The 26324-nt window shown below is 57.8% G+C and carries 26 protein-coding genes; 7 read left to right on the top strand and 19 right to left on the bottom strand.

Annotated elements, in window-relative coordinates; all coding sequences use genetic code 11:
• Positions 1-60 precede the first annotated feature (60 nt).
• Positions 61-618 (top strand): DinB family protein, encoded by a 558-nt coding sequence (locus ACOOHD_RS07375; RefSeq protein ID WP_420460924.1) that lies wholly within the window; start codon positions 61-63, stop codon positions 616-618.
• A 103-nt stretch (positions 619-721) separates the two neighbouring features.
• On the opposite strand, the gene ACOOHD_RS07370 is transcribed toward ACOOHD_RS07375, so the two are convergent.
• The 8 genes from ACOOHD_RS07370 to ACOOHD_RS07335 all read right to left on the bottom strand — a co-directional run bounded on the left by ACOOHD_RS07370 (position 722) and on the right by ACOOHD_RS07335 (position 9612).
• Positions 722-1954 (bottom strand): type II toxin-antitoxin system HipA family toxin, encoded by a 1233-nt coding sequence (locus tag ACOOHD_RS07370; RefSeq protein ID WP_420460923.1) that lies wholly within the window; start codon positions 1952-1954, stop codon positions 722-724.
• On the bottom strand, positions 1954-2235 hold the full coding sequence (locus tag ACOOHD_RS07365; RefSeq protein WP_420460922.1) for a helix-turn-helix domain-containing protein: 282 nt from the start codon (positions 2233-2235) through the stop codon (positions 1954-1956). Before ACOOHD_RS07365 ends, ACOOHD_RS07370 begins: the two co-directional genes overlap by 1 nt.
• A 154-nt stretch (positions 2236-2389) precedes the next feature.
• A complete protein-coding gene (locus ACOOHD_RS07360; protein ID WP_420460921.1) occupies positions 2390-3295 on the bottom strand; it encodes a helix-turn-helix domain-containing protein in 906 nt (301 codons plus the stop codon).
• A 9-nt stretch (positions 3296-3304) separates the two neighbouring features.
• On the bottom strand, positions 3305-4204 hold the full coding sequence (locus ACOOHD_RS07355) for an NmrA family NAD(P)-binding protein (protein ID WP_420460920.1): 900 nt from the start codon (positions 4202-4204) through the stop codon (positions 3305-3307).
• 198 nt (positions 4205-4402) lie between these two features.
• The gene (locus ACOOHD_RS07350; protein WP_420461411.1) at positions 4403-6292 is read right to left on the bottom strand and encodes a TonB-dependent receptor; all 1890 of its coding nucleotides are present in this window, start codon (positions 6290-6292) and stop codon (positions 4403-4405) included.
• The gene (locus tag ACOOHD_RS07345; RefSeq protein WP_420460919.1) at positions 6247-6609 is read right to left on the bottom strand and encodes a carboxypeptidase-like regulatory domain-containing protein; all 363 of its coding nucleotides are present in this window, start codon (positions 6607-6609) and stop codon (positions 6247-6249) included. The genes ACOOHD_RS07350 and ACOOHD_RS07345 overlap by 46 nt, the downstream gene beginning before the upstream one ends.
• A 306-nt stretch (positions 6610-6915) precedes the next feature.
• Complete coding sequence (locus ACOOHD_RS07340) at positions 6916-8583, bottom strand: serine hydrolase (RefSeq protein ID WP_420460918.1); 1668 nt, start codon at positions 8581-8583, stop codon at positions 6916-6918.
• Between the two features lie 105 nt (positions 8584-8688).
• Entirely contained in the window at positions 8689-9612 is a 924-nt protein-coding gene (locus ACOOHD_RS07335) for a sugar phosphate isomerase/epimerase family protein (protein WP_420460917.1), read from the bottom strand.
• 269 nt (positions 9613-9881) lie between these two features.
• Between ACOOHD_RS07335 and ACOOHD_RS07330 the strand changes: the two genes are divergently transcribed.
• Positions 9882-10466 carry a Crp/Fnr family transcriptional regulator gene (locus ACOOHD_RS07330; protein WP_420460916.1) on the top strand — a complete coding sequence of 195 codons (585 nt, stop codon included), beginning with the start codon at positions 9882-9884 and terminating at the stop codon, positions 10464-10466.
• 100 nt (positions 10467-10566) lie between these two features.
• Complete coding sequence (locus ACOOHD_RS07325; protein WP_420460915.1) at positions 10567-10914, top strand: DUF4260 domain-containing protein; 348 nt, start codon at positions 10567-10569, stop codon at positions 10912-10914.
• 59 nt (positions 10915-10973) lie between these two features.
• Here ACOOHD_RS07325 and ACOOHD_RS07320 read toward each other — a convergent pair whose 3' ends face one another.
• The 9 genes from ACOOHD_RS07320 to ACOOHD_RS07280 all read right to left on the bottom strand — a co-directional run bounded on the left by ACOOHD_RS07320 (position 10974) and on the right by ACOOHD_RS07280 (position 19702).
• The gene (locus tag ACOOHD_RS07320; protein WP_420460914.1) at positions 10974-11267 is read right to left on the bottom strand and encodes a hypothetical protein; all 294 of its coding nucleotides are present in this window, start codon (positions 11265-11267) and stop codon (positions 10974-10976) included.
• Positions 11268-11366: 99 nt separating this feature from the next.
• Entirely contained in the window at positions 11367-11588 is a 222-nt protein-coding gene (locus tag ACOOHD_RS07315) for a UPF0175 family protein (protein WP_420460913.1), read from the bottom strand.
• Between the two features lie 211 nt (positions 11589-11799).
• Entirely contained in the window at positions 11800-12534 is a 735-nt protein-coding gene (locus ACOOHD_RS07310; protein ID WP_420460912.1) for a hypothetical protein, read from the bottom strand.
• Positions 12534-13637 carry an alpha/beta hydrolase family protein gene (locus ACOOHD_RS07305; protein WP_420460911.1) on the bottom strand — a complete coding sequence of 368 codons (1104 nt, stop codon included), beginning with the start codon at positions 13635-13637 and terminating at the stop codon, positions 12534-12536. The genes ACOOHD_RS07310 and ACOOHD_RS07305 overlap by 1 nt, the downstream gene beginning before the upstream one ends.
• Positions 13638-13720: 83 nt before the next feature.
• On the bottom strand, positions 13721-14656 hold the full coding sequence (locus tag ACOOHD_RS07300) for a hypothetical protein (RefSeq protein WP_420460910.1): 936 nt from the start codon (positions 14654-14656) through the stop codon (positions 13721-13723).
• Positions 14657-14690: 34 nt separating this feature from the next.
• Positions 14691-17366: an FtsX-like permease family protein gene (locus ACOOHD_RS07295; RefSeq protein WP_420460909.1), complete on the bottom strand. Its 2676-nt coding sequence runs from the start codon at positions 17364-17366 to the stop codon at positions 14691-14693.
• Between the two features lie 15 nt (positions 17367-17381).
• Positions 17382-17732 carry a PadR family transcriptional regulator gene (locus ACOOHD_RS07290; protein ID WP_420460908.1) on the bottom strand — a complete coding sequence of 117 codons (351 nt, stop codon included), beginning with the start codon at positions 17730-17732 and terminating at the stop codon, positions 17382-17384.
• Between the two features lie 24 nt (positions 17733-17756).
• On the bottom strand, positions 17757-18455 hold the full coding sequence (locus tag ACOOHD_RS07285; protein WP_420460907.1) for an ABC transporter ATP-binding protein: 699 nt from the start codon (positions 18453-18455) through the stop codon (positions 17757-17759).
• 2 nt (positions 18456-18457) lie between these two features.
• Positions 18458-19702, bottom strand: coding sequence for an efflux RND transporter periplasmic adaptor subunit (locus tag ACOOHD_RS07280; RefSeq protein ID WP_420460906.1), 1245 nt, complete (start codon positions 19700-19702; stop codon positions 18458-18460).
• A 521-nt stretch (positions 19703-20223) separates the two neighbouring features.
• On the opposite strand from ACOOHD_RS07280, the gene ACOOHD_RS07275 reads away from it, so the two are divergent.
• The 4 genes from ACOOHD_RS07275 to ACOOHD_RS07260 all read left to right on the top strand — a co-directional run bounded on the left by ACOOHD_RS07275 (position 20224) and on the right by ACOOHD_RS07260 (position 22980).
• On the top strand, positions 20224-20916 hold the full coding sequence (locus ACOOHD_RS07275) for a hypothetical protein (RefSeq protein WP_420460905.1): 693 nt from the start codon (positions 20224-20226) through the stop codon (positions 20914-20916).
• Positions 20917-20964: 48 nt separating this feature from the next.
• Positions 20965-21258 carry a transposase gene (locus ACOOHD_RS07270; protein ID WP_420460904.1) on the top strand — a complete coding sequence of 98 codons (294 nt, stop codon included), beginning with the start codon at positions 20965-20967 and terminating at the stop codon, positions 21256-21258.
• Positions 21259-21263: 5 nt separating this feature from the next.
• Positions 21264-22163: an IS3 family transposase gene (locus ACOOHD_RS07265; RefSeq protein WP_420460903.1), complete on the top strand. Its 900-nt coding sequence runs from the start codon at positions 21264-21266 to the stop codon at positions 22161-22163.
• A gap of 190 nt (positions 22164-22353) precedes the next feature.
• The gene (locus ACOOHD_RS07260; protein WP_420460902.1) at positions 22354-22980 is read left to right on the top strand and encodes a hypothetical protein; all 627 of its coding nucleotides are present in this window, start codon (positions 22354-22356) and stop codon (positions 22978-22980) included.
• A gap of 194 nt (positions 22981-23174) precedes the next feature.
• On the opposite strand, the gene ACOOHD_RS07255 is transcribed toward ACOOHD_RS07260, so the two are convergent.
• Positions 23175-24893, bottom strand: a complete 1719-nt coding sequence (locus tag ACOOHD_RS07255; protein WP_420460901.1) for a hypothetical protein — start codon at positions 24891-24893, stop codon at positions 23175-23177.
• A gap of 241 nt (positions 24894-25134) precedes the next feature.
• Positions 25135-26253 carry a T9SS type A sorting domain-containing protein gene (locus tag ACOOHD_RS07250; protein WP_420460900.1) on the bottom strand — a complete coding sequence of 373 codons (1119 nt, stop codon included), beginning with the start codon at positions 26251-26253 and terminating at the stop codon, positions 25135-25137.
• Positions 26254-26324 lie beyond the last annotated feature (71 nt).

Genomic DNA, 26324 nt, shown 5'->3' with positions numbered 1-26324 from the left:
TACTGACCGGTAAGTAGGTGACCCCATCAATTCTATCCGTTAGGCGTTCTATAGTCACCCATGGCCCCCCTACTCCAAAACTACCGTAAGCAATTCGCCTACTACCGCCACCTCGCCGAGGGGGCCATGGCGCAGCTCACCTTCGCGCAACTCACGCAGGATGATGCCGCCGGCAGCAACAGCATCGCCGTCATCGTCAAGCACCTGGCCGGCAATATGCGGAGCCGGTGGACGGATTTCCTCACCACCGACGGAGAAAAGACCTGGCGCGATCGCGAAGATGAGTTCGTCGCCAATTTTCCTGACCGGCCCGCCCTCGAAGGGGCCTGGAATGAGGGCTGGGCCGTACTGGAGCAGGCCCTGAACGAGCTCACCCCTGGGCAACTCGAAACGGTTATTTACATCCGTAACGAGGGACACCCGGTGTACGAAGCGATTAACCGGCAGCTCGCGCACTACAGCTACCACGTGGGCCAGATCGTACTGCTCGCTAAGCAGCTGCGGGGGGCGGAGTGGCAGTCGCTGTCGATCCCGCGGGGCGGATCGGAGGCGTTTAATGCGCGGAAGTTCGCGGAGGAGAAGGGGCAGCGGAACTTTATTGATGGAATGATGAAGTAAAGGGTGCCTCACTCAATAGGCCACCCAAACACGTACCGCAACCCCCGGTGAAAACCCGGAATAAATGCGTTGCAGCACCTGCGGCCCCGCCCGACTTCTTAATTCATCGCAAACCATTCGCCACTCGTAGGTGCCGCCCCACGGCCCCCGCAGTTTCCTCCGCTACCCCCTCCTCACGTAACACCTCAGGCAACCGCCGCACACCTTCCCACACCTCGTCTAGTACACTGACCGGATTCCGTACCCTAAAATGCTCAGCCAGCCGCAGTAGATCGGTACGTCCCGGTGAGCGCCCCTCCCCGGCCACCGTCATACTATGCTCTCCGTGGGCGGGGCGGGAATAGGTAAGGTCATAGGCCGGAGCGACCGTCCACCCGCCCGCCGCGTCCTGAAGGAAGGAGAGGTTATTACTGTGGTCGTCGCGGTTGTGGGCAAACACGTTGAAGGCCGCGATGCGCAGGACTTTGTGGTAGGCGGCTACGTCCTGTTCCAGGCGAAAGGCGGCGTCCATGGCGTGACCGTAGTCGAGGGCGGGCAGGCGGAAGTTATCGTGGACCAGTCCGGCCAGGGAATGCAGGTGCAGGCGGGTGCTACCTACGCCGCGATCGAAGCGCTTCGTACCAAAGTAGGAGGCCCCTGTTGCACCTGAGAATAGCCGGCACTCGGACATCTCGAGTCCCGCCGCCAGCGCCGCCCGGTAGTACGCATACTCGATGCGCGCACTGTCGCCAGGATCGTAAGTAGCCGGAAATTTGATGATCCACGCCTCGTAGCCGGGCGGCACGGGCAGACTATCCGGCAGCAGATCCTCCGTAGTAGGATTGTACAGCACCTGCACCTTCGGCCGCGCCCCGCCGGAGGAGCCCCCCAGACGGAGCAGGTCGGGCACCGCTCCAAGGTTTTCTTCCCGAAGCACCGCCCGTGACCGCGCAGCCAGCCGATCCAGCACCAGCTCATAAGCTAGCTCCTCCGCCACCGTCTGCAGTTCCGGCCGGTAAGTCAGTGCCCCCTTGCCGGTGTTGCCGACGTAGGCTAACCGATCCAGTACCCCGATGGCGTTGAGATCAACACCCCGCCGGCTGAGCTCACGGTCCAGCAGCAGGCGGCCCCACCCATCCGGCAGTGAGTCAGCGAAAACACCGAAGAGCCCGTCGAATATTGCCGTATCGGCCCGCTGGATCTCCGTCGTCCAGGCTAGTTTCAGGGGTGAGATGTTGTGTCCCCGCGCTATAAATTCCGAAGTGAACTGAAAGTACGGCGTACGCCCCTGTAGAAGAAAGCGACCTACGGTCACCGGTTCGTCGCCGAGATCGAGGTATATCCGTAGTGCATCCATCAGTCTTTAAACTCAGCGAAGCGCTTGCGTACCGCGGCCAGGTTCTCATCCCAGGCAAACAGACTCCCAAAGTCCTCCAGCCGCCCCAGCACGTGGGCCAGGGCGAGCAGATTCTCCAGGCTGATCAGTGCCTGCTGCTCGAACCGCTTCAGGCTCCCGAGGCTGACACCGCTGCGGCGGGCGAGTTCGGCCTGCGTCCAGCCTTTATCTTTGCGGAGGGCCACCAGGCGGTTCGCTACCGACCGGGCTACTTCGGTGGGCAGAGGGACGGTGCTATACATGGCTAGTATTTTAGCTGAAGATACCGATATCTGACCGAATTAGCTAAAATGTTAGTTCAAGTTTTAAACTCAAAACTTGGGACAGGGCTTTGGGGCGGGGCCGCAGGGTAGCTCAGTGCCACCCTCATCCCCCTCCGCACCCGCGACCCCGCCCTCACCCAAACGACCGCCGAAAGGCCGAAGGCGTCACCCCCGTCCTGGCCCTAAACAGCTTACTGAACGACTGCGGGTAGTCGAAGCCAAGCCCATAGGCGATCTCACCAACCGGCGCATCCTCCAGCGACAATCGCTCCTTGGCCCGTTCGATGATCTTATCCTGGAGGTGCTGCTGGGTACTCTTGCCGGTCAGGACCCGCAGCAGACTACTCAAATAGCTGGGAGTGAGGTGCAGGGCGGCGGATAGGTCTACTACGGTGGGTACTCCCTCCCGCGCAAGCCGCTCCGGCCTGAACCGTTCGGTCAATAGCTCCTCCAGGCGGATTAGTATCTCACGGTGCTCCCGCTCACGGGTAAGGAACTGGCGGTGGTAGTACCGGTTGGCGCAGTTGAGTAGCACCTCGATCCAGGACACGATGACGGGCTTACTGAAGGCATTGATATTAGCCTGACATTCCGTGTGGATGGTACGGAAGATATCGACCAGCTTTGCTTCTTCCGGCTCGGTCAGCACCAGCGCCTCGTGCACCGCATAGTCGAAGTAGGCGTACTGCCGAATAGTCCGGAGTAGGGCGGTACTATAGAAAAAATCAGGATGCACGAGAAGTGCCCAGCCAGCGTGCGTGAGGTTCTGCTGGGCGCCCAGGGAGTACACCTGCTGCGGGGCGATGAACATGAGGCGGCCCTCCGTAAAGTCGTAGTCCTGCTGGCCGTAGCGCAGGCGGCAGTTAACGTCTTGCTTAAGGGCGATGGAGTAGAAGTCCTGTACGATATGCTCCGGCTCGTCCTCCCGCAGCCGCGCGATCTCCTCGATCCTAAACACACTGATGAGCGGATGCGCCGGCCCGGCCAGTCCCCGAAACTTATGGTACTGCTGGAGGGACGCGATGCGGTAGGGGGCCATCGTCCGAAGTTACTGCTCCCGGTAGGCTACCGCAAACTCGCGGGCGAAGTCGTCGATCTTCACCTCACCCAGGGTCGCGGGCTGATGCTGTTGGTAGTCTTCGTAGAGCAGGCCGCTGTGGATGGCGGCGTACATCTCCACCATGCCCCGGGCGATGCTGGGTTGCATGCCTACGCTCTTTAGATTTTCGTAGAACTGCTTGTCTGAGATCATTTCCCAGCGCAGGTCGGGCTTACCGACGGCCTTCCCCAGGGCCGTAGCCACTTCCTGATAGGTACGGGTGTCGCTGGCTACGTAACGCACCTTCGGAATGGATTCCTTAGTCACAATCTCTTCGGCTACCACGACGGCAATATCGGTGGGTGCCACCCACACATTCGTATCCTGGGCGGCCAGGTTACTACCCATTACTCCTTGTTGTTTGATGGGCGTGAGGTAGGCGTAGAGGTTGTAGTAAAACTCCGTAGGCCGGATATGCGTCACGGCGACCTGCTGCGATAGCTCGTTCAGGATAGACTCCACGTGGTATGTGCCCTGCAAAATGCCGTTGCCTTGTGGTAGGTGCGCCCCGATACTGCTCAGATTAACCACCCGTTGCACCCCGGCGCGGCGGATGGCCTCGGCGTAGTTATGCCCCACAGTTTCGTAGTAACCCAGTAGGTCCAGGTTGTGGTCGAAGTAGTTGGCCGGGGGCACCATCGTGTAGACCACCTCCGCACCGTGAAATGCCTTGCTTAGAAAGTCGACGTCCTGTAGCTTTCCAACGGCCGGGACTGCGCCCAGCGCCGTGATCTCTTCCGCCCGTCCGGCGCTGCTGCTCACTACCGTGATGGTGTGACCGGCGGCTACGAGGCGGGTGGTGAGGGGGTTACCGATGTGGCCCAGGGAGCCGGTGAGGGTGATGTGCATGGCTAGTGGTTTGATTCGCTGGGGCAAAGGTCGCCGGTCACCTTGCGGACGGCGTATTAAGATCTGGGGGTTTAGTGTTAAAATGTATGGTGGGTGGGGTAACTCCGCTGCGTTGCAACTGCGTTTGCGTAACGTCGGTAGCTTAAATTAGACGCGGGCGATTGTCCGATCCGCAACCTCGCATTGATTTGCCCCGGCTTAGAGCGTATACTTCAGGTTAATCCCCCCAAAGAAGTTCAGCGCATCCGGCCCCGGGATGTAGGCATCCGGCAACTGGTTCACGAACACCATCTGGTAGTACTGCGCCCCCGTGAGGTTATAGCCGCCCGCGTAGAGGTCGAGTTCAAGGTGATGGAAGTGCCGGCGAATCCCGATCTTGGCATTGAGCAGGCCGTAGGGATCAGTTTTATTCACTCCGTCGGAGGTAAAGGGCATGCGGCTGCGGTAGTTATAGTATGCATTTCCGTAGAGACCGATCTTCGTAGTCCAATCGACGCCCGCGTTAAAAACAACGGGAGCCACGCCCGCCACCGCCTTACCCGAGTAGTCCTGCACCCGGGTGCTATCCCCACCAGCGGCATTCCTGCCCACCGATTCGAAACGGTAGTCCTCGTAGGTGAAGTCGGAGTACGTAAAGTTGGCAAAGGGCCGCAGCCTCGTAAGAAAGCCCGTACCCGAGCCAACCGCCTCGTAGCTGGCCGCTACTTCCAGGCCCCGGTTATTCAGCCGTCCGCCGTTGACGACGTAGGAATATAGGGTGGCGGTATTCTCGGGGTTCTGCACGGTTATGGCGGTAAATTTATCCCGGAATGTCGTTTGGAATACCGCCACGGTGTAGGCCAGCCGGTCGTTGAGGAAGTTACCCTTCGTGCCCACTTCCAGCTGCACGCCCCGCTCGGGCGTCAGGCCCGTGTTCAGCTCTCCCGTCGTAGAGATCAGGATGTTACCGCTCACCGGTGCTTTGTACGCCGTGGAGTAGGCGGCGTATACGGACGCGACCCGGTTCAGTGTCTTGTTAATGGCTACGGACGGGGATACTAGATTATCATCCTTCTTTTCGTAGACGGGCAGCCGGGTGTTGCCGGGGTGGTTGTTGCTCAGGCCCCAGAGGCGGTCCTCCAGGCGGAGGTGCAGATTGCTTACTCCCACTCCGGCGGTGACGCTGATCTGCCGCGGCAGCTCCAGGGTCCACTGCGTGAAGTAGGACACGGTGGAGTTCGTAGTTGCCTGGTCGCTGCGCAGGCTGGTAATGACGTTGTAGCCGGCCAGGTTGGTGCTGTCCGGTCCCATGCCGTAGCCGATGGTCTGGGCGTTCATCTTCTGGACCTCGATGCCGGTGAGGCCCGCTAGGTCGACCTGCCGCCCCAGCGCGAACCGGCTCGCGAAGACGGAACGCAGCCCGTAGTTTTCCGGCACTTTGTCCGTCCAGCCGCCGGCCGAGCTATTGTCAATATTCTGGGAGGATCCGAACAGGGTGGTCGAATTAGACAGCCTACCCCCGAACCGGTACTGGTGGCCGATCCCCGCCCGGAAGGTGCGCACGGCCGAGTGGGCGTTGTTTTGGATGTAGCGTGGATTACCGGAGTAGTCCAGGGTCGCGTACTGCTCGACGGTCAGTTCCCCGTTGCGCTGATCGTAGCTGTCCGCGTAGCCGAAGTAGGTCGTCACGGTTTGCTTGTCATTCAGGCGGAAGTCGCCCAGCAGATTCGCGAAGTCCTTGCGCGAGCGGGTATGTGGCATGAAGCCCCCGAACTCCTGGTGGCCGTAGTTGACCAGCACCGAGGAGTTTTTGCCGCCCAGGCTGAGCCGGGTGGTGGTCCGCAGCAGGCCGTAGCTGCCCGCCAGCACTTCCTGGCCGACGGAGGTCTCCTCCCGCGGCGCCCGCTCGGTCTCCAGATTGACGACGCCGGCGATGGCCAGTCCGTACAAGGTACCGACGGGCCCCTTAAGCACCTCGGCGGTGGCCACGGAGCCGAAGTCGATGTCGTCCATGACCGTGATGCCCTCGGCGTCCGTGATGGGAATTCCGTTCAGGTATACCTTCACGCCCTGCCCGTCGAAGTTGCTGCTGACTCCGCGCGGACCGATGCCGTTGCCGTAGCCCCGGACGTTGAGCTGCTGGCCCCCGGCTGCTCGATCGGAGAGATAGTGGCCGTCGGGAAGGTGGAGGTGGAGACCTCCACGATACCCAGCTCCTGGGTCACGGGTGACAGGGCGATGACGAGCGGGCCGCCTTCCGTACAGGCGTAGGAGCGTTGTAGGGATTCGTAGCCTACGTAGGTTATGCGCAACTGCAGCGAGTCCGTGCACGGGAGGGCGAAGGCACCATTCTCGTCGCTGACGGCGCCCCGGGAGCGGGAGTCGTCGGTCAGAATATTCACTCCGACGAGGGGCGTGTAGGCCACGGCGTCCACCACTTTTCCCCTAAGCTGACCTGTCTGGGCGAGGCATACTAACGAACAACACCCACTCAGCACGAACGCTAAAAGACTTCTCATCATTCCCACCTTGGTTGATACGGATTGTAGCCGTTTGGCTGGGCGCGAAGGTATTATTTTTTGTACCTGCGGCCCCGCCCTGCGGCTGATGCCACTGCGGCGGACGAGTTCGGCCTGCGTCCAGCCTTTGTCCTTATGAAGGGCTACTAGGCGGTTGGCTATTAACCGGGCTACTTCGCGTTGGCATTAGGGCGGGGCCGCAGGATGCAATATCTATCTAGCGACCCAGTAATCGTAAGAAGCTTTTGCCGCCCTAGCAATCGCCAGTTCTCTATCCACCTGCGAGTCACGGGAATCAGAGATGAAGACAGCTACCGCCAGGTGGTTACCGTCCGGTAGCGTGATAATACCGACGTCATTTGTCGCTCGCGTCAACCCGTCCATCGTCGCTGCAGTCCCCGTTTTATGAATGACCTCAGTGCCTGCGGGTAGTAGCTGCTTAATGCGTTTGTCGAAGTATTGGTTAGAGAAGTTCATGTATCCTGCCAGTAAGGCATAGCTGCGATCTGACAAAAACTTCCTACGGTGCAATACTGCGAGCAGCTCACTCATCGCCTCCGGCGTAGTCCAGTTCCGGTCCCGGATCGGACTGTGGCCCCTAGCGGGGATGTACTCGCTGGGCGCTATAACTACCGAGTCGGTCAGTGCATACCCACCGGCGTCGATCTCTTCTAGCATTACCATCGCGATCGGAAACTTATACACGCTCTGCATTGGAAACCGGTCGCCTCCGTTGAAGGAGTGCGACTTCCCGGTCTCGATGTGCAGGGCGCTTACGCCCAGGGTGCCCGTCAGGTCGTCAGCGATTGCGCGGTAGGCGGCTTCAAGGGTGTCCGTGAACCCTTCCACCTTCCCCTCCCGCCAGCGGTACACCCCATCGAGTCCCCCAAACCACACACTCTCATCCCGGGCTTCCAGGATTCCAAAAAGCATTCCTCGGTTGCCTGCATGGGGGGACGCGATCTCCCGCACGGTAGGCTCCGTATCGGTAAGATGCGGTACGCTGTATTGCGCCAGTACGTACTGATCGTCCTTACCGAGCTGCGTCGTCCAGATATTACCCGCCCTATCCTCGGCCTCGTACACGTAGATTACAAAGTCAGGGCTTACTTGGTCGAAGGTGTCCTTAGCGTAGCGCCACAGCCCGTCTTGCCCCCCGAGCCAGATCGTTCCCTGTCCGTCAGCAATCACCGACCGCACGTTCGTGAATGCCCCGCCGTCGTGGCGCTGCGCAGTAAACGTGCTTCCATCGTACACAAAGGTGGAGCCTCTGGTGGCAAGCCATAAGTTTCCGCTTCGATCTTCGGTGATGGCGGTCACCTCACTGGGAGGGCGTTGTAGGTCGGGGGTGGTCTCTCCGGGCAAAGCGTTTTCCATACGGCCATCCTTGAGTACAAAATTCTGGAAAGTCGTCCCATCATACCTACTCACGCCGCCATTCACTCCGAACCACATCCCTCCGCCACTATCTTCGTAGATGCTGGTCACCTCGTTGTTCAGTAGACCATCTAACGTGGTATAGTTGCGAAACCTACTCCCATCGTAGGCGTATACCCCCGAACCGATGGAGCCAAACCATAGCGTCCCTTCGCTATCCTCCAGCGCAGAGAAGAAGCGGCTCGTACTTACCCCCTCCATCACGTTGGTGAACGTCGTACCATCGTAGCGGAACACCCCGTCGAAGGCGGCGATCCAGATGTCGCCGGCGCTGTCCTGTATGATGCTGCGGGTGATCGTGGCCGGTGGGGTGGATGTAACTACTGGAGTTGCTGTTTCTGTGGTAGTATTCTCCGCTAGCTCAGAGGGAGTATGCTCTACACAGGCGGTAAGTACCACAAGGGGAAAAAACAGCGTAAGGTGCGTGATTTTCGTAGCCATCATTCGTACGATCCATACCATCCTCCAATGTACACCGACGTTACTGGGCGGGGCCGCGGGATGATTTCGGAGATCTTCAAGTTGGTAAACCGGATGAACCGCAGCTACTTACAATCGCTCGTACGCGGCCCTAAAGTCTTTAAACATCGAGGTAACAATCTGTTGCGGATCGCCAGCGGATAAGCTTTCAAAGGATAAGTAGCCGCGATACCCCACAGCTTTGATAATTGCAGCAAGTCGTTGCATATCGACCGGGGTAGCGACGCCGTTTATATAAACGAACTCCTTGATGAACCAGTAGTCAGCATAGGGGGCAAGTTCCTCAATTTCAGTATAGGGGTCTCCCTGGCGTAAACTACCGATATCCAACACCAGGCCGAACCACTCCGAATCTACCCGCTCCAGGATGTATATTACTTCGGCGGCCCGGTAAAGAAAGTCATTGTGGTGTTGCATGGCTAGGATAACGCCGTGTTCTTCAGCTTTTTTTGCGCACTGTTTAAAATCCGCCACCATCCACTCCTTGACCTGTGCTCTACTAAATCCCTCGTGCTCTCCAAATCCCGGGAATACGCGCATTAGTGATGCACCCAGGGTTGCCGATACCCTTAGCCAGTTGGTGATCAACTCCCTGTCCGAAGCTCTGACCTTGCTGTCCGGAGTGACGAAATTATTTCTCACTCCCGTCCACGGGATGTTTAATCCCAGCGCCAGCGCCTTTTTCTTTAGGTCGAATAACACTTTATCGTCCGGAACCTCGGGATAGTTGCCAAAGTAGTAGGCCGTCAGGTCCACCGCATTCAGCCCTAAGTCGGCGGCAAACTCCATCATACTGCCGAAGGTCAATTCACCGCTTCTCAGGGCATCGTTGAAGGAGTAAGCATTGACACTGTACTGCACCCTCGAAGTAGTCGGCGGTTTGCTCGACGAGCTTAGGACGCTGCTATACGCCCTCCAGCCAATCGGTGCCAGGGCCAGGCTGCGAATAATATTTCTTCTTGATCTGTCCATATCCATTTCGTTTCTGACCACGTATAGAGAAGGTAAGGTAATCATACGACCGTCGCTCACGCTTATCCCCCGCCTCAGTATATTGCTCGGGTAGAATACGAGAAGGCCTCATGAGCCAGTCTTTCCATTACGCGAATACCACCCATCATGCCAAACCACTTTGACCCGGGAACCGAACTGCTAGGTACAGCCTGCAAGGCCCTCGCCTTCACGGCTCCGCACCTTGAGCCGGGAAAAATGCACCTAAAGGGCGACGGGCATATTCTGGGGGACGTGCGGCGGGTGGGTTGATGCACCCGCTGCGCGCCTACCTGCACCGCTTTGTCCCGGAGCTTACGGATGCCGACTGGCAGCCACTGGCAGCGTCCCTGCGGGCGCGCCACCTCGCCCGCGGGGAGCATTTCATCCAGGCCGGCGACTACCTGCCCGTGCTGGCCCTGGTGATCGACGGTACGTGTCGCCTCTACTATCCGCGGCCAGATGGGCAGGAGCGGACGACCTATTTTTTCTTCGAGCACCACCTTCTAGCAGACTACGCCGGCTGCCTCACCGGCCGGGCCAGTCAGTTTAGCATCCAGGCCCTGGTGGATACAGAGCTGGTCGTGTTTGACTACGCGGTGCTCCAGCGTCTGTACGCGGAGCGGCCCATTTACGAACGCTTCGGGCGCCGGCTTGCAGAATACCATCTGCTCGGCACCGATGCCCGCCTGGTCGAGCACCTGCTGCTCTCGCCGGAGGAGCGCTACCGGGCCCTGTTAGCCAGCGGCAAGACCAAAATTCTAGAGCGCATTCCACAGCAGTTGGTGGCTAACTACCTGGGCATTACCCCCGTGTCGCTGAGCCGCATAAGGACGCGGGTGGCCCGGGGAGGCTGAGTGGCGTAGGGAGCTTTCTTAGCTTTTGTTATCGTCGGGGGCAGCGGAGCACCGGAACTTTGCCGTATTCTCTTCATTGCCTCAATTCTTGCTACTGCCCATGAAAAACCTGCTAAAACTGGAAGAAGTGAGCGAGATGCTCCTCGCGCTCCTCGTTTTTACTCAATTACCATACGCCTGGTGGGTTCTACCCGCCACCTTTCTGCTGCCGGACCTCAGCATAGTCGGCTACCTGGCCGGACCTCGTGTGGGGGCCGGTTGCTACAACCTCGCGCACCACAAGGCCGTTGCCCTAGCGGTGGGGATCATTGGCTGGTGGTTCGCTCAGCCGCTGCTCCTGCTGGCCGGCACGGTGCTGCTCTTTCATAGCGCCTTCGACCGGCTGCTGGGCTACGGCCTGAAGTTTACGACCGGCTTCCGGGATACGCACCTCGGGCGGGTGGGCTAACCGCCGCGGGTGCTATGCTTTAATATGCAGCGCTTCCGCTGTGAGGACTCAGCAGGTCATTAAAACAGCGTTGGCTGACTCTCACGCTCTGGAACTAATCCTTGCTTGAAGGCCTCCCACTGTTGGAACGTTATGCTGTCATCGTGCCGGTGTACATCCTGAAGATTGTACAGTCCGGATACCTTTTTAAGATCGACGCGCATCAAGATATCCTTAGTGATCGACCGTTTGGAGTCAACGAAGATGATGGAGGACAGGAAGTCCTGCACGGTAGGAGAGTTAAGCAAAAACTGAGCGATCTTCGCCTCGCTGCTGTGATCGAACCCGATGAAATAGCAGGTATCGTCTAGCATCAGTGGTTTTCCATCTGCCGGGCCTACGTAGGTTAAGCGGGTTGTTTTATACAGTCCGGAGATAGCGACCTTGTGGGGCTTGAAGGACAACAACGAGTCTCATAACCGGATGTCCAAGGCTCGCTTAAGGTCATCCTCATCAGAGAAAATGCTAATGCCGTATTCGCCCACCGCGGTAAGAAAGTCGATACGCTCCATGCCTAGTAGCGCGGCAGCCTTACCCGAAGAGATTGCACCCTTTCCAAATAGAGAAGCGAAAATCATCAGTCGCACTTCTCGTAGGTCAACGGTATCAGGTAGTTCTAGAGTCACGGTCTGCATCTTGATCGATTTAAAAACGAGTAGCTGAAGTGTGATCACAAAACGGCAAACGAAGTGTGGAGGTTGCCAGACTTACATCACGTACTTCCGCCAGATACGAAAACGTACTACCACCGGCCATCCGGGGCGTAAAAAAACAGGGGCAGCAGCATCAGGAGGCGGGGCCCCGATAGCTATCGGGGGTGCAGGCAACGTGGGACGGACCAAGTGCCTACCTAGCAGTGTGAGCTAAGTAGTCGACGATCAATTGCTGTTCGTACTTGCAGTTGTTCATGTGATCGGTCAGTACCACCCGGTTTTCTTTCAGGTAGGGTAGTAGAGTAGACTCATCGTACAGCGCGTAAGCGGGGGGACGGATGGAAGAGTGCTCGACGTTTCGGAAGTGGATTATGGTGTAGATATTTGATAGGGCTTCTAGCCGGTCCGGGGCAAAACCACTGATTGCATTCGATAGCGAAGCCGCCTGCCAGGCTCCTTCATTTAGGATGAAAAGGTTCATCCCTTCCCCGTAGTCGCCACTCTCCCGGTAGTTGCCCGCCTCGATTTCTTCAATCTCGCGCTCCAGCTCGACCAGATTCTGTGAGTCTAAGGCGATCATTCGCCGGTAAAGTCCCAGATTGTAATCCAGCTCCTTGCCGATACGGGCTACGGAGCGATCCGTAAGCTTAGTTTGTTGTCGCTGTGCGTACCATGCGTTTATCGCGAACGCCAGAAGTACGGCAACCACGACGGGAGGAATCTGGACTAGCATGTTCGTCCAGAGCGCACTGCTACCGTCTTTCTTCATTTGGACTTGAACGGCCTCCTTCGGTTCTGTCCTCGGCAACCGCTCGTCGGCAGGAATAGCGGTGTTTTTGTTAAAAAGTGGTGCCACTGGATCGTACTCCGTTCCTGCCGGTTCTTCTTCCGGATTGTTTTGCCGCTCGATATCATCTTTATCGGTCATCAGGGACGCTTTAGGTGCCGGTCGATCCACCCGTAGACGGTTCGCTTTACCCCCGGCGGGAATGCATGACGGCCCCCTTTCTCATCGAAAAAAAGCACCTCGAACTCGTCGCCTGCACCTAAATCATTGTAGACCGGCCGGATGTACCGTTCGAGGTGCTCGTACTCGTCGACGTCCAGTTGGCTGAAGGTGGCCCACTTACCACTGTCCCCCCATTCGTGCAGTCCGCGTGTGAGTAGTAGGGGACGGGGAGCGATGTACGCCAGGAAATCCGAGGCGATACCTACGTTAAGTATGCCGGGTAGGGCAGCGCTACTCCCACGCTTCTTTGCTGCATTTTCGTGAAACCAGTAGGTCGTCTCGAAGAAGCCGCAGGACGATACCGCCAGGTCCACCCGGGTGTCATAAAACACGAATGGTACGAGGTTATACCCTCCACCCGAATGACCGATCGCGCCGATGCGGTTGGTGTCGACAAAGTCGTAGGTGTAAAGCACATCTACCGCACGTGTGAGGTCGTAGACTTCCTTCCCGGTGTTGGTACGCCCCTGCATGATGAGTTGCCCGACCCAGTGGGACTCGGCATCGTTTACCACCTCCTCGTCCTCGTGCTCTTCCCCCGGATTGGGAATTCTCCGCCTGACGGAGTGGGTGTACCGATCCGGGCAAATGACCACATACCCCCGGTCAAAGAGTTCCTTCCCGTAGGCCAGGGTACTGTCACCCTCAATGCCCGCCACTTCCCGTTTACCGATGTGATCGTTGGGACCGTCCTGGTGGATAGCCACGATAGCAGGCAATTTCTCACTCCCGCGCTCCGGTACGAACAGGTAAGCCGCTATCGTATCGGCCGGAGTGTTGAATACGGGATCCGCCGGCTCGGCCACGTAGCGTATCAAGTAGCGGGTACCATTTGCTAGCCGGACCGTTTCCACCGTATCCAGATCGAGGGGTACGCCCTGTGGCATCTGGCCCAGCACGGCAACGAGCTGTTCTCGGTGGGTCGCTGACGGTACGATAGCCTCAGCGAAAACAGAAAAATCAATCTGCGCCCGCGATGGAAGAGATGCGCATAATATTACCAGGTAGACTAGGTACTTCATTTCAGCTAAGGTAGTGATCCTCACCGCACCACGTCCCCCGCACCCCCGATAGCTATCGGGGCCCCGCCCGTCTTCAAAACTACCTACTCCCCCAAGCTCCCCAGCACCCACCCCACCAACTCCCCCGCATCCACGATCGACCAGGAATGCGGGTGCCGCTGCCCGTTACTCCGCAGCCCTTTTCCGTTGGCCTGCACGAACTCCGCCCGGTCGTTGCCCGCGAGCAGGAGGCGGGCGATCAGCTCCGAGGCGCCCAGGGCATTGGCGTCGTACAGACTGCGCCGGCGGTTTTCTAGCTGCCACACCACGTCCACGTCATGGTACACCCGCACGGCGGTGTCGCACAGGAAGCGCTCGTTGCCCGGCCCGAGGAGCTTGGCGTTGAAGGGCGTGAGCGTGTCGTAGGTCGTCGCGTGGGTGGTTGGATCGCCGAGCTCGCGTAGCATGATGTCCTTGGCAAAGTTCGCTTCCGCTAGTCCTACGGCGGAGTAGTTTCGGGCCTGCTCGCGCTCGAAGTAGTCGTAGATGGCAAACAGATCGACCGGCGAGTCTACGGTAAACACCGCCCGGGGCCGGATGACCGCCGCGGCCGGAAACTGATAGGCGTACTGCGCATACCGCAACCCGACCGTGCCGCCGGCCGAAAAGCCCCCGAGGACGAAGTCGGTCGCCGCCACCCCGTAGCGGGCGATCACGTCCCTCAGCGCAGCGTCCAACCGCGCCACCACCTCCGCATCGGCGTACAGTTTCGGGCCGGCCGCTACGGCGATCACCAGTAGGTCACTGGCGGCGGCGAGCTGGGGGATGTCCGTTTCCGGGAAGATGCTTTCGGGGGGATGGGCGAAGCCGGGGAGGAGAACGAGGACGCCCGCGATGTTATTCGATGGGGGTGGGACGGCTAGGTAGTAGTCCGCCTGGGTGTCCTGTCCGAATTGGATACGCTCGTAAGCAGCCTGTGCGGCCAGGCGGCCGGGGGATAGGTAGGGTAGGAAGAGTAGGGTGAGGAGGAGGTGGCGCATGGTGTAAAATACCAACGACCATCCACACCAACCCTCAATCATTCCGCGAAAGCACCCGCGCCGGCACCGACCGCGTAGCCCGCAGCGTCACCACGGTCACCGCAATCCCTGACACCAAGGCCACCACACCCACCGCTAGCACGAATACCCACCACTCGATCGGTATCCGGTACGCGAAGCCAGCCAGCCAGCGATCGACGCCCCACCAGGCTACCGGAACCGTCACCCCCATAGCCACCAGGAGCAGCGGTACGTACTCGAGGTTGAACCGTCGAAGCATCTCTGCCGGGGTGGCCCCGAGGATCATGCGAATGCCGATCTCCTTACGCTTCAGGGTGGTGAGGTAGGCCGTTAGCGCTACCAGTCCGACGATGGCCATCAGAAAGGCCAGGAGGCTGAAGTAGGTGCTGAGGGTGCTGACGCGCCGTTCGTCGCCGTAGAGCTCGGTGAGGTTGTCGGTGAGAAAGGTAGCGGCGAACGGACCCGATAGGCCCACCTCCTCGTAGCTGCGTCGCAGATCGGTCAGGAGCTCCGCCCGCGGTCGATCTTCGCTGAAGCTGATGGAGGCGGTGTACACGAAGCGCGGCTCCCGATAGACGGTCAGGAACATGGGGTCGATCGTCTCGCGTAGACTGAACATATGCAAATCGGCAAAGGTGCCGGCCACGGTGTAGGGGAAGCCGACCTGTCCCGTTTCCTGGTTGACGTATTCGGGTTCCTGGAGGATCGTCTGGCCGATCAGCTCGGCGGCGGTGAGTTGGAAACGGTTCTGGAGTCGGGTGGCCAGTAGCTCGTTGATCAGTACCAGGCGGTCGGGGGCGCGGTCGGGGTCGGCTACGTAGTTGGGAATGGAGGTCTGGATACCCAGCTGGTCGATGGCCCGATAGTCCAGGTAGATGTTGTGGGCGTCGTCGAAGACCTGCTCGGTGCCGGCCAGTTTGTAGGTAGTCTGGTTGAAGGGGGTCTGACCCATGGGGGTGCCGCTACCTACCGCCGTCACGCCCGGTACGCGAAGAAGTTCGTTGCGAAAGGTGGCAAAGCGGCTGCTATCGGCATTGATGTTGACGTATACGATGCCCTCCCTGCGGTACCCCAGGTCCTTATCCTGGATGTAGCGTAACTGTCGGTTTACGAATAGCGTCAGATTACACAGTCCAATGAGCAAGACAAATTGCAGGGTGATGATGACCTTGCGCGTAGTAATGCGGCCCCCGGAGTCGTTGATCGCCCTGCCCCTGAACAGCCCCTGCACCCGCGTCCCCGCCAGAAGGAGTGCCGGATAGCTGCCCGCCAGTACCCCGATACCGACGGAGAGTGCGCCGAGTAGCGTGAGTAGGCATAGATCGGCCAGAAGATTGCGGGTAAGCTCCACGTCCATCAGTAGGTTGAAGCGTGGCACGATCCACCATAGGCAGAGCAGTACCACCGGGAGAGTGAGGAGGCTGAGAAGGATGGCTTCGAGCAAGAACTGCCCCGTGATCTGCGTACGCGTGGCACCGAATACCTTGCGCATCCCGATCTCCCGCGCCCGGCCGGCATTCATCACGATGGATAGGTTCGTGTAGTTGCTGATGGCGAGCAGTAGGATGATCACCGCGATGATGCCGATGATGTAGAGGTAGTTGACGTTGCCCGGTGGCTTTAGTTCGTAGAGTAGATCGGAGGATAGGTGGATGGACCGGACCGGCTGCAGCAGTACCCCGCCGAATAGCTCGTCGGTCGCCAGTCTGGAGTTGATGGACCCGAAGTCCGCCTCGATCCGCCGCTGGACGTCAGCTGGGTTAACGGTCGGATCGAGTTGGAGATAGGTGCGGGCACCCCAATAGTCGAGTTGCGGCTGATGAAGAATGAGCGAGTAGGTGAAGTGGGAATTGGCGGGGGGATCGGTGGCCACGCCCGCGATGGTGTAATCGACCGTATCGATGCGCAGTAGCTCCCCCGTGACCCGGGCACTGCGCCAGTCGGGGCCGAAGTAGCGGGCGGCCGTCGTTTGGGTAAGCACGACGCGGTTCGGGTCCGAGCTAAGCGCATTCGGATCACCTACGAGCAGGTCCACGCCGAAAAAGTCCAGGAAGGCCGCCGGCGTGTTGGTCTGTAGGGTATGCTCCAGCGGGAGCTCGACATTGCCGTACGTACCGAGCACCGGCTCCGGGAAGTTGGCGAACTGTACGGCCTGCACCACCCCGGGCACCGCGGCAAAGCCCTGAATCTGTTGTTGCTGACCGGCCGCTGCCGTACCGTTAAAGTCCGCAAAGCTCACCAGACTGTACCCCTGGCTGCGCAGGTTGATGCCCACCCGGTATTTCCGGGCCACGTCCGGTAGCTGCTCGTCGTAGCTCGTCTCGTAGGTGAGGTAGAGCAGGGCCAGCGCCGCGGTGGCAATGCCCAGGGATAGCGACACGTAGTTGGTCAGGTTGTACCACCGGCGGGCGCGGATGTTCCTGCCGGCCAGCTTGAGGTAGTTGCGTAGGAGGGACCAGCGGGAGTGGTCCGTCGACGTGGTGGCCGGTGCCCCCTGGGAGTCGACCGCCAGGGTGTGCGCACGGGCTGCGGCAAAGGCCTCGGCCGGGGCATATCCTTTGATCAGGTACTCGTCGTAGCGGTCCAGTAGTCCGGACTCGAGTTCGGCCAGGTCCTCGGCCTCCGGTGCCTGCTGGGTCACGACCGCTTTGCGCCAGTCCGCCAACGCGCGTTCTAGGTTAAAATCCATGGGGTAGGGGAGTATCTATTCTTCGATGAGGTCCAGTCCCTCGCCGGAGGACCAGAGGCGGGCGAAAATCTGGTTGACGTTGAGCCACTCGCTGCGGTCCTGCGCCAGTTGCTCGCTGCCGGCGCGGGTGATCTCGTAGTACTTGCGTTTACGGCCGGCGTCGGACTGCACCCACTGGGCGGTGATCAACCCCTCCTTTTCCATGCGCTTGAGGACGGGGTAGAGCATGGCGTCGGTCCACTGGAGCTCACCGTCGGACAGGCGTTCGATCTCCTTGATGATGCGGTAGCCGTAGTTGCGCCCGTGGCTGAGGATGGACAGCACGAGGGGTTTGGTGGAGGCGGCGACTAATACTTTTGCGGGCATGGGGGGCTTGATTTACTGGTGTAATTAGGATTCCGGAATGAGTTCCATCCCGTCGAAGAGGCGGACCTGCCGGCTGGCGTAGGCGGCATCCTCCGGAGAGTGGGTGACCATCACAATGGTGGAGCCTGTGCGGTGAAAGTCCGTGAGCTTTTCCATCACGACCCGGCTGTTCTCGGAGTCGAGGTTGCCGGTGGGTTCATCGGCCAGGATCACGGCGGGGCGGGTGACGATAGCCCGGGCGATGGCGATGCGTTGCTGCTGTCCGCCACTGAGCTGACGGGGATAGTGGCCGGCCCGGTGGTTCATCTCCAGTTCCGCCAGGGCCGCGGCTACCCGCTCGCGACGCTCCCGCACCGCTACCTTTTGGTAGATGAGCGGGAGTTCGACGTTCTCCTCCGCGGTAAGCTCGTCGATCAGGTTGAAGCTCTGGAAGACGAAGCCCATACGCTCCTTACGCAGTCGCGAGCGGCCTCCATGGGAGAGCCGGCCCGTATCCTGCCCCCCGAACAGGTAGGTGCCCTTAGAGGGCTCGTCGATCAGCCCCAGCACGTTGAGCAGGGTAGACTTCCCGCTTCCCGAGGGACCGGTGATGGCCACGAACTCGCCCGTCCGAATGTGAAGGTTGATACCGTTGAGCGCCGCGGTCTGTAGGTCGCGCGTTTTGTGGTATTTGTACAGGCTACGGAGTTCGACCAGGGGGGGTGGGGTAGTTGGCTGCTGCATGGTTAGTAGTCTAGGTTGAGTGTTTCGTAGTCGGCAAAGTCATCGTAGGAGGAGACGATCACCCGGTCGCCGGGCGCGAGTCCCCCGAGGACCTCGTAGTAGATCGGATTGGAGCGGCCCAGCTGGACGGGCGTACGCACCGCCCCTAGCTCATTCAGGCGGTACACCCAGTAGCCCCCCGTGGAGGCAAAGAAGCCCCCGCTGGCCAGCAAAACCGAGGAGCTTTCCTCCCCGAAGAGCAGTTTGAAGCGCACGGACTGTCCCTTCACAAACCCCGCCGCCTCTCCGACCGCGCCCGTCAGCCGGGCATCGATGCGGAACCGTCCCTCACTGACCGAGGGGTAGATCTTCTCCACCCGCAGCTGCAGGCTATCCGTACCGGATACTAGGCCGAGCTGTCCGACGGTAATTTTATCCAGGTAGAACTCATCCACCTCGGCCACCACCAGCGGGTCCTCCAGGCTATAGATTTCCCCCAGCCGCTGTCCGCTGGTGACCGCCTGCCCGGCCCGTACCGTGAAGTCTCCGAGCCGTCCGTCAGTGGCCGCCAGCAGGTACAGCCGGTCGAGGATACCCCGGACCTGTTCCAGGTTCTCGAGGATACGGTCCTCGAAGGCATCGAGCTGGGCCAGCTGACTGCGCCGGGCGATACTATCGGCCCGAAAGGAGGCGGTAAGCAGCTCCTTGCGCTGCTGGTAGTAGCGGTAGCGGTTCACGGAGGGCTCGATGTCACTCACGGCGATGACCTCGCCGGCCAGCAGTTCTTCGTCCCGGCGGTACTGTTTTTCCTGCAGGGCCAGTTGGTAGTTGATCTCGACGAGTTGTTCGCGGCGGGTAAAGTCGTTCTGGTTCAGAAACAGCCGCGTCTGCCGCTGGGCGTTGAGTTGCTCGATGAGCTGGCTTTCGCGCTGCAGCACGTCCAGTTCCAGGTCGGCGTTGGCGATCCGCAGCAGGGTATCCCCCCGCCTCACCTCCTGTCCGGACGCCACGAAGAGCCGCTCGACGTTGCCGGCGATTTTACTATCGATCACGTAGGTACTGGCGGGTTCGATGCGCCCGTCGAGGTTGATGTACTCGTAGAAGGGGGCCTGGGTGACGGTGGCGATGGTCAGCTCAGCGGTATCCAGGCGCAGGGTGGCCGGCCGGCTCAGGTAGTAGCCGATCACAAAGGCGAGGAGGAGCAGTCCGCCCGCGAGTAGTAGCCAAAATAGTTTGCCGCGGGCGGGGCGGGCTATGGGGGTATCCATTACCTTGTGTTGTTAGGTATGGAGGGCTAACGGTGTTAGGTATGGTTTGGTTTTGGGGTGGGGTGATTTTTTGGTTGGCAGCGTAGGATCCGGGGGCGGGGCCGCGGGTGCATAGGGGGTGGGGGGGAGCGGCCGTATGCCTTGTACCCCTACACGACGGTACGGGAAAGTTGCTGCTGGTCGCTAGTTTGCTCCAGATTGCCTATGAACGTACCGAACGTGCGCGTGCGCAAGCCACAGTTACCTTTGACTACGGCGTGGCGGAGGTTTGTTTTGAGCCCGTCGATAACCTCCGTACCCCCATAACTATTTCTATGGCCGGCCTGAGATACCAAGAAAAACTCGATCTTAAGGTGGCTATCGCTAAACGTTGACGGTGAACAGTACTATTGTACGGGTTCAGGCTTGGTGAATTTTGGAGTATTCGCACGCCTGTTTGGTTAGTTTTGAGTAGGCGGAGCAGCAGTTCTCAGTTTAGCCAGCTAGCCGCCTGAAAGGTAAGCGTTAGCTACCTTTCGCGGATGTCAGCTACCTCCCAAAGCAATCAAATCCGTCCTACACAGGTCTACGAGCAACTTATTCTGCCCGCCCTGGAGCACTGCGCAAACAGCGATTTGCGGCGCAAGAACGCCTCCCACACGGCCATGGATGCTCTTAAAAGCGGTTACGCTATTTTCCACCTCAAAGCACCCTCCCTATTCGGGTTCCAGCCCAAATTGGCGGCCGAAAGGAAGAATCTCCAATCGGTCTACGGTATCGATCGTATTCCTTCCGATAATGGCTTACGGGACATACTAGACCGCTTAGCCGCTCAGGATTTAAATGAAGGTTTTCACCAAGTACTGCCCTTTCTAGAAAGTAGACAAGTGGCCCCCTCCTACCGCTACTGGAACGACCATTACGTAGTCAGCGTGGATGGCGTTCAGCACCAATGCTCCCATAAAGTGAAGTGTCCTTACTGCCTGAAACGTCAGCACAAAAACGGGACGGTATCCTATTCACATGCGATGCTGAGTGGCGCCCTGGTGTGCCCCAAACGGCGTCAAGTCTTCGTCATCGATAATGAACCGATTCTTAAGCAAGACGGGCAGACGAAGAATGACTGCGAACACAATGCAGCTAAGCGGTTTTTTGAACGTCAGGCTAGCGTAAACGGCCATCGATCAATGATTTACGTCCTTGACGCCCTTTATGCTTGTGCGCCCATCGTGTGAGATGGTCCTCTGAAATGAGACACAAAAATTCTGTACATTTTGAAGACCATGGAAACGAAAAAATCCAGCAAATCTACCAAGCGGGCCTACCGGCGCTACACGCCTGAGTTCAAGGCGGAGGCAGTCAAACAACTCGAGCGGGGCGTGCCGGTTGCCGAGGTGGCCGAGTCCCTGGGGGTCAAACCCAGTGTACTCCATAACTGGAAGGCAAAAGCGAAGCAGCCGGCTGCGGTACGGGAGCAGGCCGAGGAAGTTAAGCGGCTCACCAAGGAACTTAAAGTCCGCGACCAGCAGATTGACATTTTAAAAAAAGCCTTGCGCATCTTCAGCCAGACCGACTAGACCTGATGCACTTCATTGACCAACAGCGCCACGACTATCCGGTACAGCTGCTCTGTGAGACCATCGACCTAAAACGGCCCACCTACTATCGCTGGGCCAAGTCAGTGGCGGTGGACACCGCAGCGGCAAAGACGTCGGATACGCTCAGTGCAGCTACCCTAAGGCGGCAGGAGGTCACCCGCTTGACGATCCAGCAGTTCCACCGCCACAAGGGGCGTTATGGCAGTCGGCGCATGGTGGCCGAACTAGCGGGGCTGGACTATCGGGTCAGTAGAGCTCAGGTGCGGGCCATCTACCGTAAGTACGGTCTGCGGGCCATCCAGCCCCGAAGTTTTGTGCCCAAAACGACCCAACCGCATCCCAACCGACGCCGCAGTCCTAATCTGCTGCTGAACCAACCCCCACCGAAGCTTCCCGATCGGCTGTGGGTAGGAGACATTACTTACTTGCCCATGCTCGATGGTAGCTTTTGTTACCTGGCTACGCTACAGGATGGCTTTTCGCGCACCATCGTGGGCTACGCGGTAGCTAATCATATGCGTGAGGAACTGACCCTGGCAGCCCTGGACGAAGCGATCCGGTGGCGCTGCCCCGCCGCGGGGCTCATCGTTCACACCGACGGCGGTGGACAGTACAGTTCAATCGCCTTCCGCCAACGACTGGCCCAGCGAAGCTATCGGTCCAGTATGACACGCCGGGATAACCATTACGACAACGCGCAGGCAGAGTCATTCTTTAGTCGCTTCAAGGCCGAACTGCTGGTCGAGGGCCGCCGCTTTACCAATCTGGCCGAGGCCCAAACGGAGTGCTTCGAGTTCATCCAGGGCTACTACAATACGGTACGCCGACACTCCTCCATCGGCTACCTAAGTCCGCTTAACTTCGAAAAGCAGCTGAGGTGGTGAATGACTTACCCGCAACAGCATGGCCGACGAGCTGTCCGCCCAAACGCGGTAGTATCCGTTTTCTTTGGCTTAGCCCCCCCGGTCTTCTACGGGGGCTAAACCAAAGAAAACTCCCGCTCGATAAAAACGGCCTACCTTAGCACTATTCCTTTTCTAAACTGTCTCAGAAAAGTGGACCACCTCAGTGAACTTGATTACCGAGTCCAGCCCGACTTGGAAGTACATCATCAATGCCAAGGAGTCAGGGTCAAAACACCTTTTTGAGCAATTTGACGAGCTCAACGCAGGGGGCAAAGTACGCTGGAAAACGAAGCGACGTAAGGGGGGTAGCTACGAGTTAGGTTACGTCAACGATGTGGCCCTGAACAAGTCAAACGAGGGGGTGCGCGTAAACGTCCTTTATTGCCGGGTCAAGGAAGCCTCTGGCAAGGAAGTTATCTTCAGTTACCTTACTAATATCGAACTGCACCACAGCAATCTGATGACCGTATTGGAAATGGGGCGCAGTCGTTGGAAGATCGAAAATGAAGTGTTCAATACGCTGAAAAATCAGGAATACAACTACGGTCATAATTACGGTCACGGCAAAGAAAACTTGGCGACTAATTTTGCCTACCTAATGATGCTGGCCTTTACGGCAGACCAAATCCTGGAATGCTGCAATCGCGCTTTTGGCCGGGTGCTGAAAAAACTACGTACGCGCATCAAGTTGTGGGAAGTGCAGCGCTCGGTAATGTTGACTACGGTTATAGATGACCTGGACGGGGTGTGGCGTAAAATGCTGGAAATGTGCGACTTACGCGTTATTCAAACCTAAACTGAGAACCGCTGTAGGCGGAGAGGATAAAAGATGGAATAGTTATGGGAATAGTAGGGCACAAAGTCATCCAGGTATAACCAGAAACGAAACCGTTGCAAAAAGGGTGTCACAATAGGGACCAATACTACTCGCAACCCCAAGAGTAGAAATGGCCTTGGCCTATTCCTTCTTTAGCAAATTATCATAGAAGCCTAAAAGGTATAGGCATAGCCTAAGCTGAAAAACAATCTCACCCGGAATTCATTGATCAGGGGTTGGGGTGCCTCTGCAAATTTCATGTCCTCGGTAAAAGCAGGACTAACTACTGTGGCGTAGCCAGCGACGGTCCCGAGGTCCAACGCGAAACTATGTTCCCTGCCCAGGGTGATGCCGCCCCCCAACAGCGCCCGCGGCCGCACCACCTCACCGAGCGATAGGCCCGTCCCGGCGGTTAGGTGCAGGCCAAAACTGGAACCTTTTACCTTAGTACCACCGCGCAGCAGCAGAGCGAGCCCCATTTCAGTATTCAAGGGTTCTTCGCTTTGAACGCTGTACGATGGTACGGTATCGACCATGGTAGAAGAAATGACGACACGCTCGTTATCAAATTTGCTGAAGTAAATACTGGAACCTACTGACCAGCAGGTGTTGCGAACGGGAAAGTTCATCGGCGGCAAGTACTTAGTCGGAAAATTGTAGGAAGTATCCGTCGGGACAAACCTGATATCTAATCTGGTTTGGCTGCCAGTGTACTGTATCGGAAGGGAGGTATAGGTGTACTTATTATCCAGACTGTGCAACTGAACAAGGGTCTTCGAAATGGTTTCTAGGCTGATGGTTTCCCTGGTCTTGTTAGTAGCTTTGGTCACTTCCGCCAAGGCCACGGTGGCTTTATCGGCAGTAGCTTTTAAAAAAGCGTTGATATCCTTTTTAAGTACTACTGTAATTGCCGGACTACTAATAAAAGTCTGGTAAGATTTACTGACGCCTTCTATCCTTTCGCCCAAGGCGGCTAGCTCCAACCGCAGGGTGTTGAACTGTTCGATTTCCGCCGTGACGTCGGAAAACCTACCATCCGGTACTTCCTTACTGGTGTACACCATCGTGCGGTAGGTGACGTAATTGGTGAGTTTTTGCTCTATGGTGACTTTGTGACTTGCTAATTCTTCTAAAAAGTTCTTCGTGCTGTCGGTAACCGACCCTACTTGATCTTTGATTTCGTCTTCAGGCGAAGGTTCTAGGGCCGGCAGTGATAAGTCGCTCGTGATTCCTATTCTTCTGTCACTCACATTGTCCAACAGGTCGTTCTCTTCGGCATTCGTCAGGACTTCGTTTCGATCAATATCGAAAAACTTACTACTCGAATTTGCCGATGCTAAGCTATCCAAGTCTACAAAGCTCGTGTCTAGCTGGTTTGTTGCGATTATGCTAGTTAACAGTCCGGGTCGATCACGAATAGTTTTAATGGTGGCTTCATCGGCGATGGCATACTTTTTACTGTTTGCAGAAAAAACGGTGAAGTCTGCTAATTCAGTGCTAGGTAACAGTTGGTAGCTTGCCTGCAACCCTTGGACCAAGCTACTCACTGCACTTAAATCCAGGACACCGAAGGCGGGAAATTTAATGTTATTCGCATATACTGTATCCTGGTTGGTGGTGACTATGGAGTAGTTGTTCAGGTTGACATTTGTCACTCTGATCTGGTAGAAATCGCCCCGGCGTAAATTTTTCGGATAAACGATTAAATCGGGTTTTTCAAAATCAAACTGCACCAAGTGAAAGTCGGTGCAGCTATCCTGCCGAATACGCCGCTTCTTAACTAGAGTATTCGTTCGCGAATTTTCCTGCCCTCCTGAACTTGCGTTAGAGGAACTTTGAGCAGTGAGGCAAAAGGAACAAAGTGCTAACAAGAGCACGTAGGTAAGGTGCATGGGTAATGGATTGAAAGGTTATCTGTTGCAGAGAGTGCGATATAGGCTTCCTTTGAGCTGCTACCGGTTACCAGTAGAATTTCTGGTGCATTGAGTCTTCGGTGATGTAGAAGTTCACGATCGTTTGGTTGGAAGTGGCTTGACAGACCACTAGGCTTTCGCCCGGTCTGTGCAGTTAGTAACGTGATGAAAATTATCATACTGACGCCCTGGCCAAGACTTGAGCACGAATGGCAGCGGCTTATTCCACCACCACCCGCTGCGTCCCGCTACTGCCGTCCGCCAGGGTGAGCCGGACAATGTAGAATCCGGCGGGCAAGCCATCTTCCAATATCGGAATGCGGTTCAGTCCCGGGATCACCGCCAGTTTCGTTCGGCGGCTGATCATCTGCCCGGTGGCGGTGTACACGTCTACGTCTAGGGAGGAGGAGCGGTCGAGGGTGAGGTCCACGTGGAAGCTCCCCCCAATGGGGTTGGGAAAAACACCGATCGTGGCGCCGGGAATATCGGTAAGGGCAGTAGCGGAAGGCTCATCGCCAGTGGGTAAATAGAGCGTCGTTGTTTCGGGGTAGAACGTAGCGCCGTCCGGATCGTACGTTCCGCGCAATACAGCCCGGGGGATGGCATTACGGGCGGACAGGAGGTAAAGGTAGTTTGTGATGGAGTAGTCATCATCGTAGTATCCTCCCTGCCCGTCGAGCCGGAATAAGGTTTCATTTTCCGTATATAGCAAGGCCGCTACTTCTTCCGCCTCCCCCATCCAGGTCAGGAAGGTACCGTACCCGAAGTAGTCAATTACCGTATGCGTGGAAACTGAATCCAGGCGGTCGAAGCGGTTGGGCTGGAAGCGGTAGCCGACCGTATCGAATTGCTCCCCGTAGTGCAGGCCAAACGGGACGTAGATGTTTTCGGACTCAGCTAAGTAAGTACCGCCGTTGGCCTCTCCACCATTGGAGAGAATGGTTTGGTAGGCTACGTAGTACAGTCCTGACGGTTTCACTTTCAGGATGTCGTTCTCCTCAAACACACCCTGGTCGGTGGGCAGTAGCCGATTCAGTCTAATGACCCGATCCGGCAGCGGGTCACCGAAGGAGGCACGGAATGCCTCGTCGATTTCAAACATCCTCAGCGCGGGAAGTACCGTGGGCGGAACGTCCCTTACCGGGTCATTAAAGTATTCCTCGCCGAGTTGGTACGGAAAGTACTCATCTCCGCAAGCTGTAAAATCGTACACCCCATCCGATCCGAGGGGTAGCGTCAGCTCACTCCGCTTAGTGAAGCTATACTCGCTGACTACTTCGCCGTACGCGATGGAAGCTTGTGTAATCACCGGTTGGGCGTGGAGGGGCAGATAAGCCATTCCGACAATTGTGGACAGGACAAATCTGGTAAAATTGCATATCATGATAAATGATTGAAGGGTGAAGAAAT

It is taken from the genome of Neolewinella sp. (assembly GCF_965214665.1).
GTDB lineage: Bacteria > Bacteroidota > Bacteroidia > Chitinophagales > Saprospiraceae > Neolewinella.
Note: the sequence above shows the minus strand (reverse complement) of the source record. Positions and strands in the feature narration are given on the sequence as shown.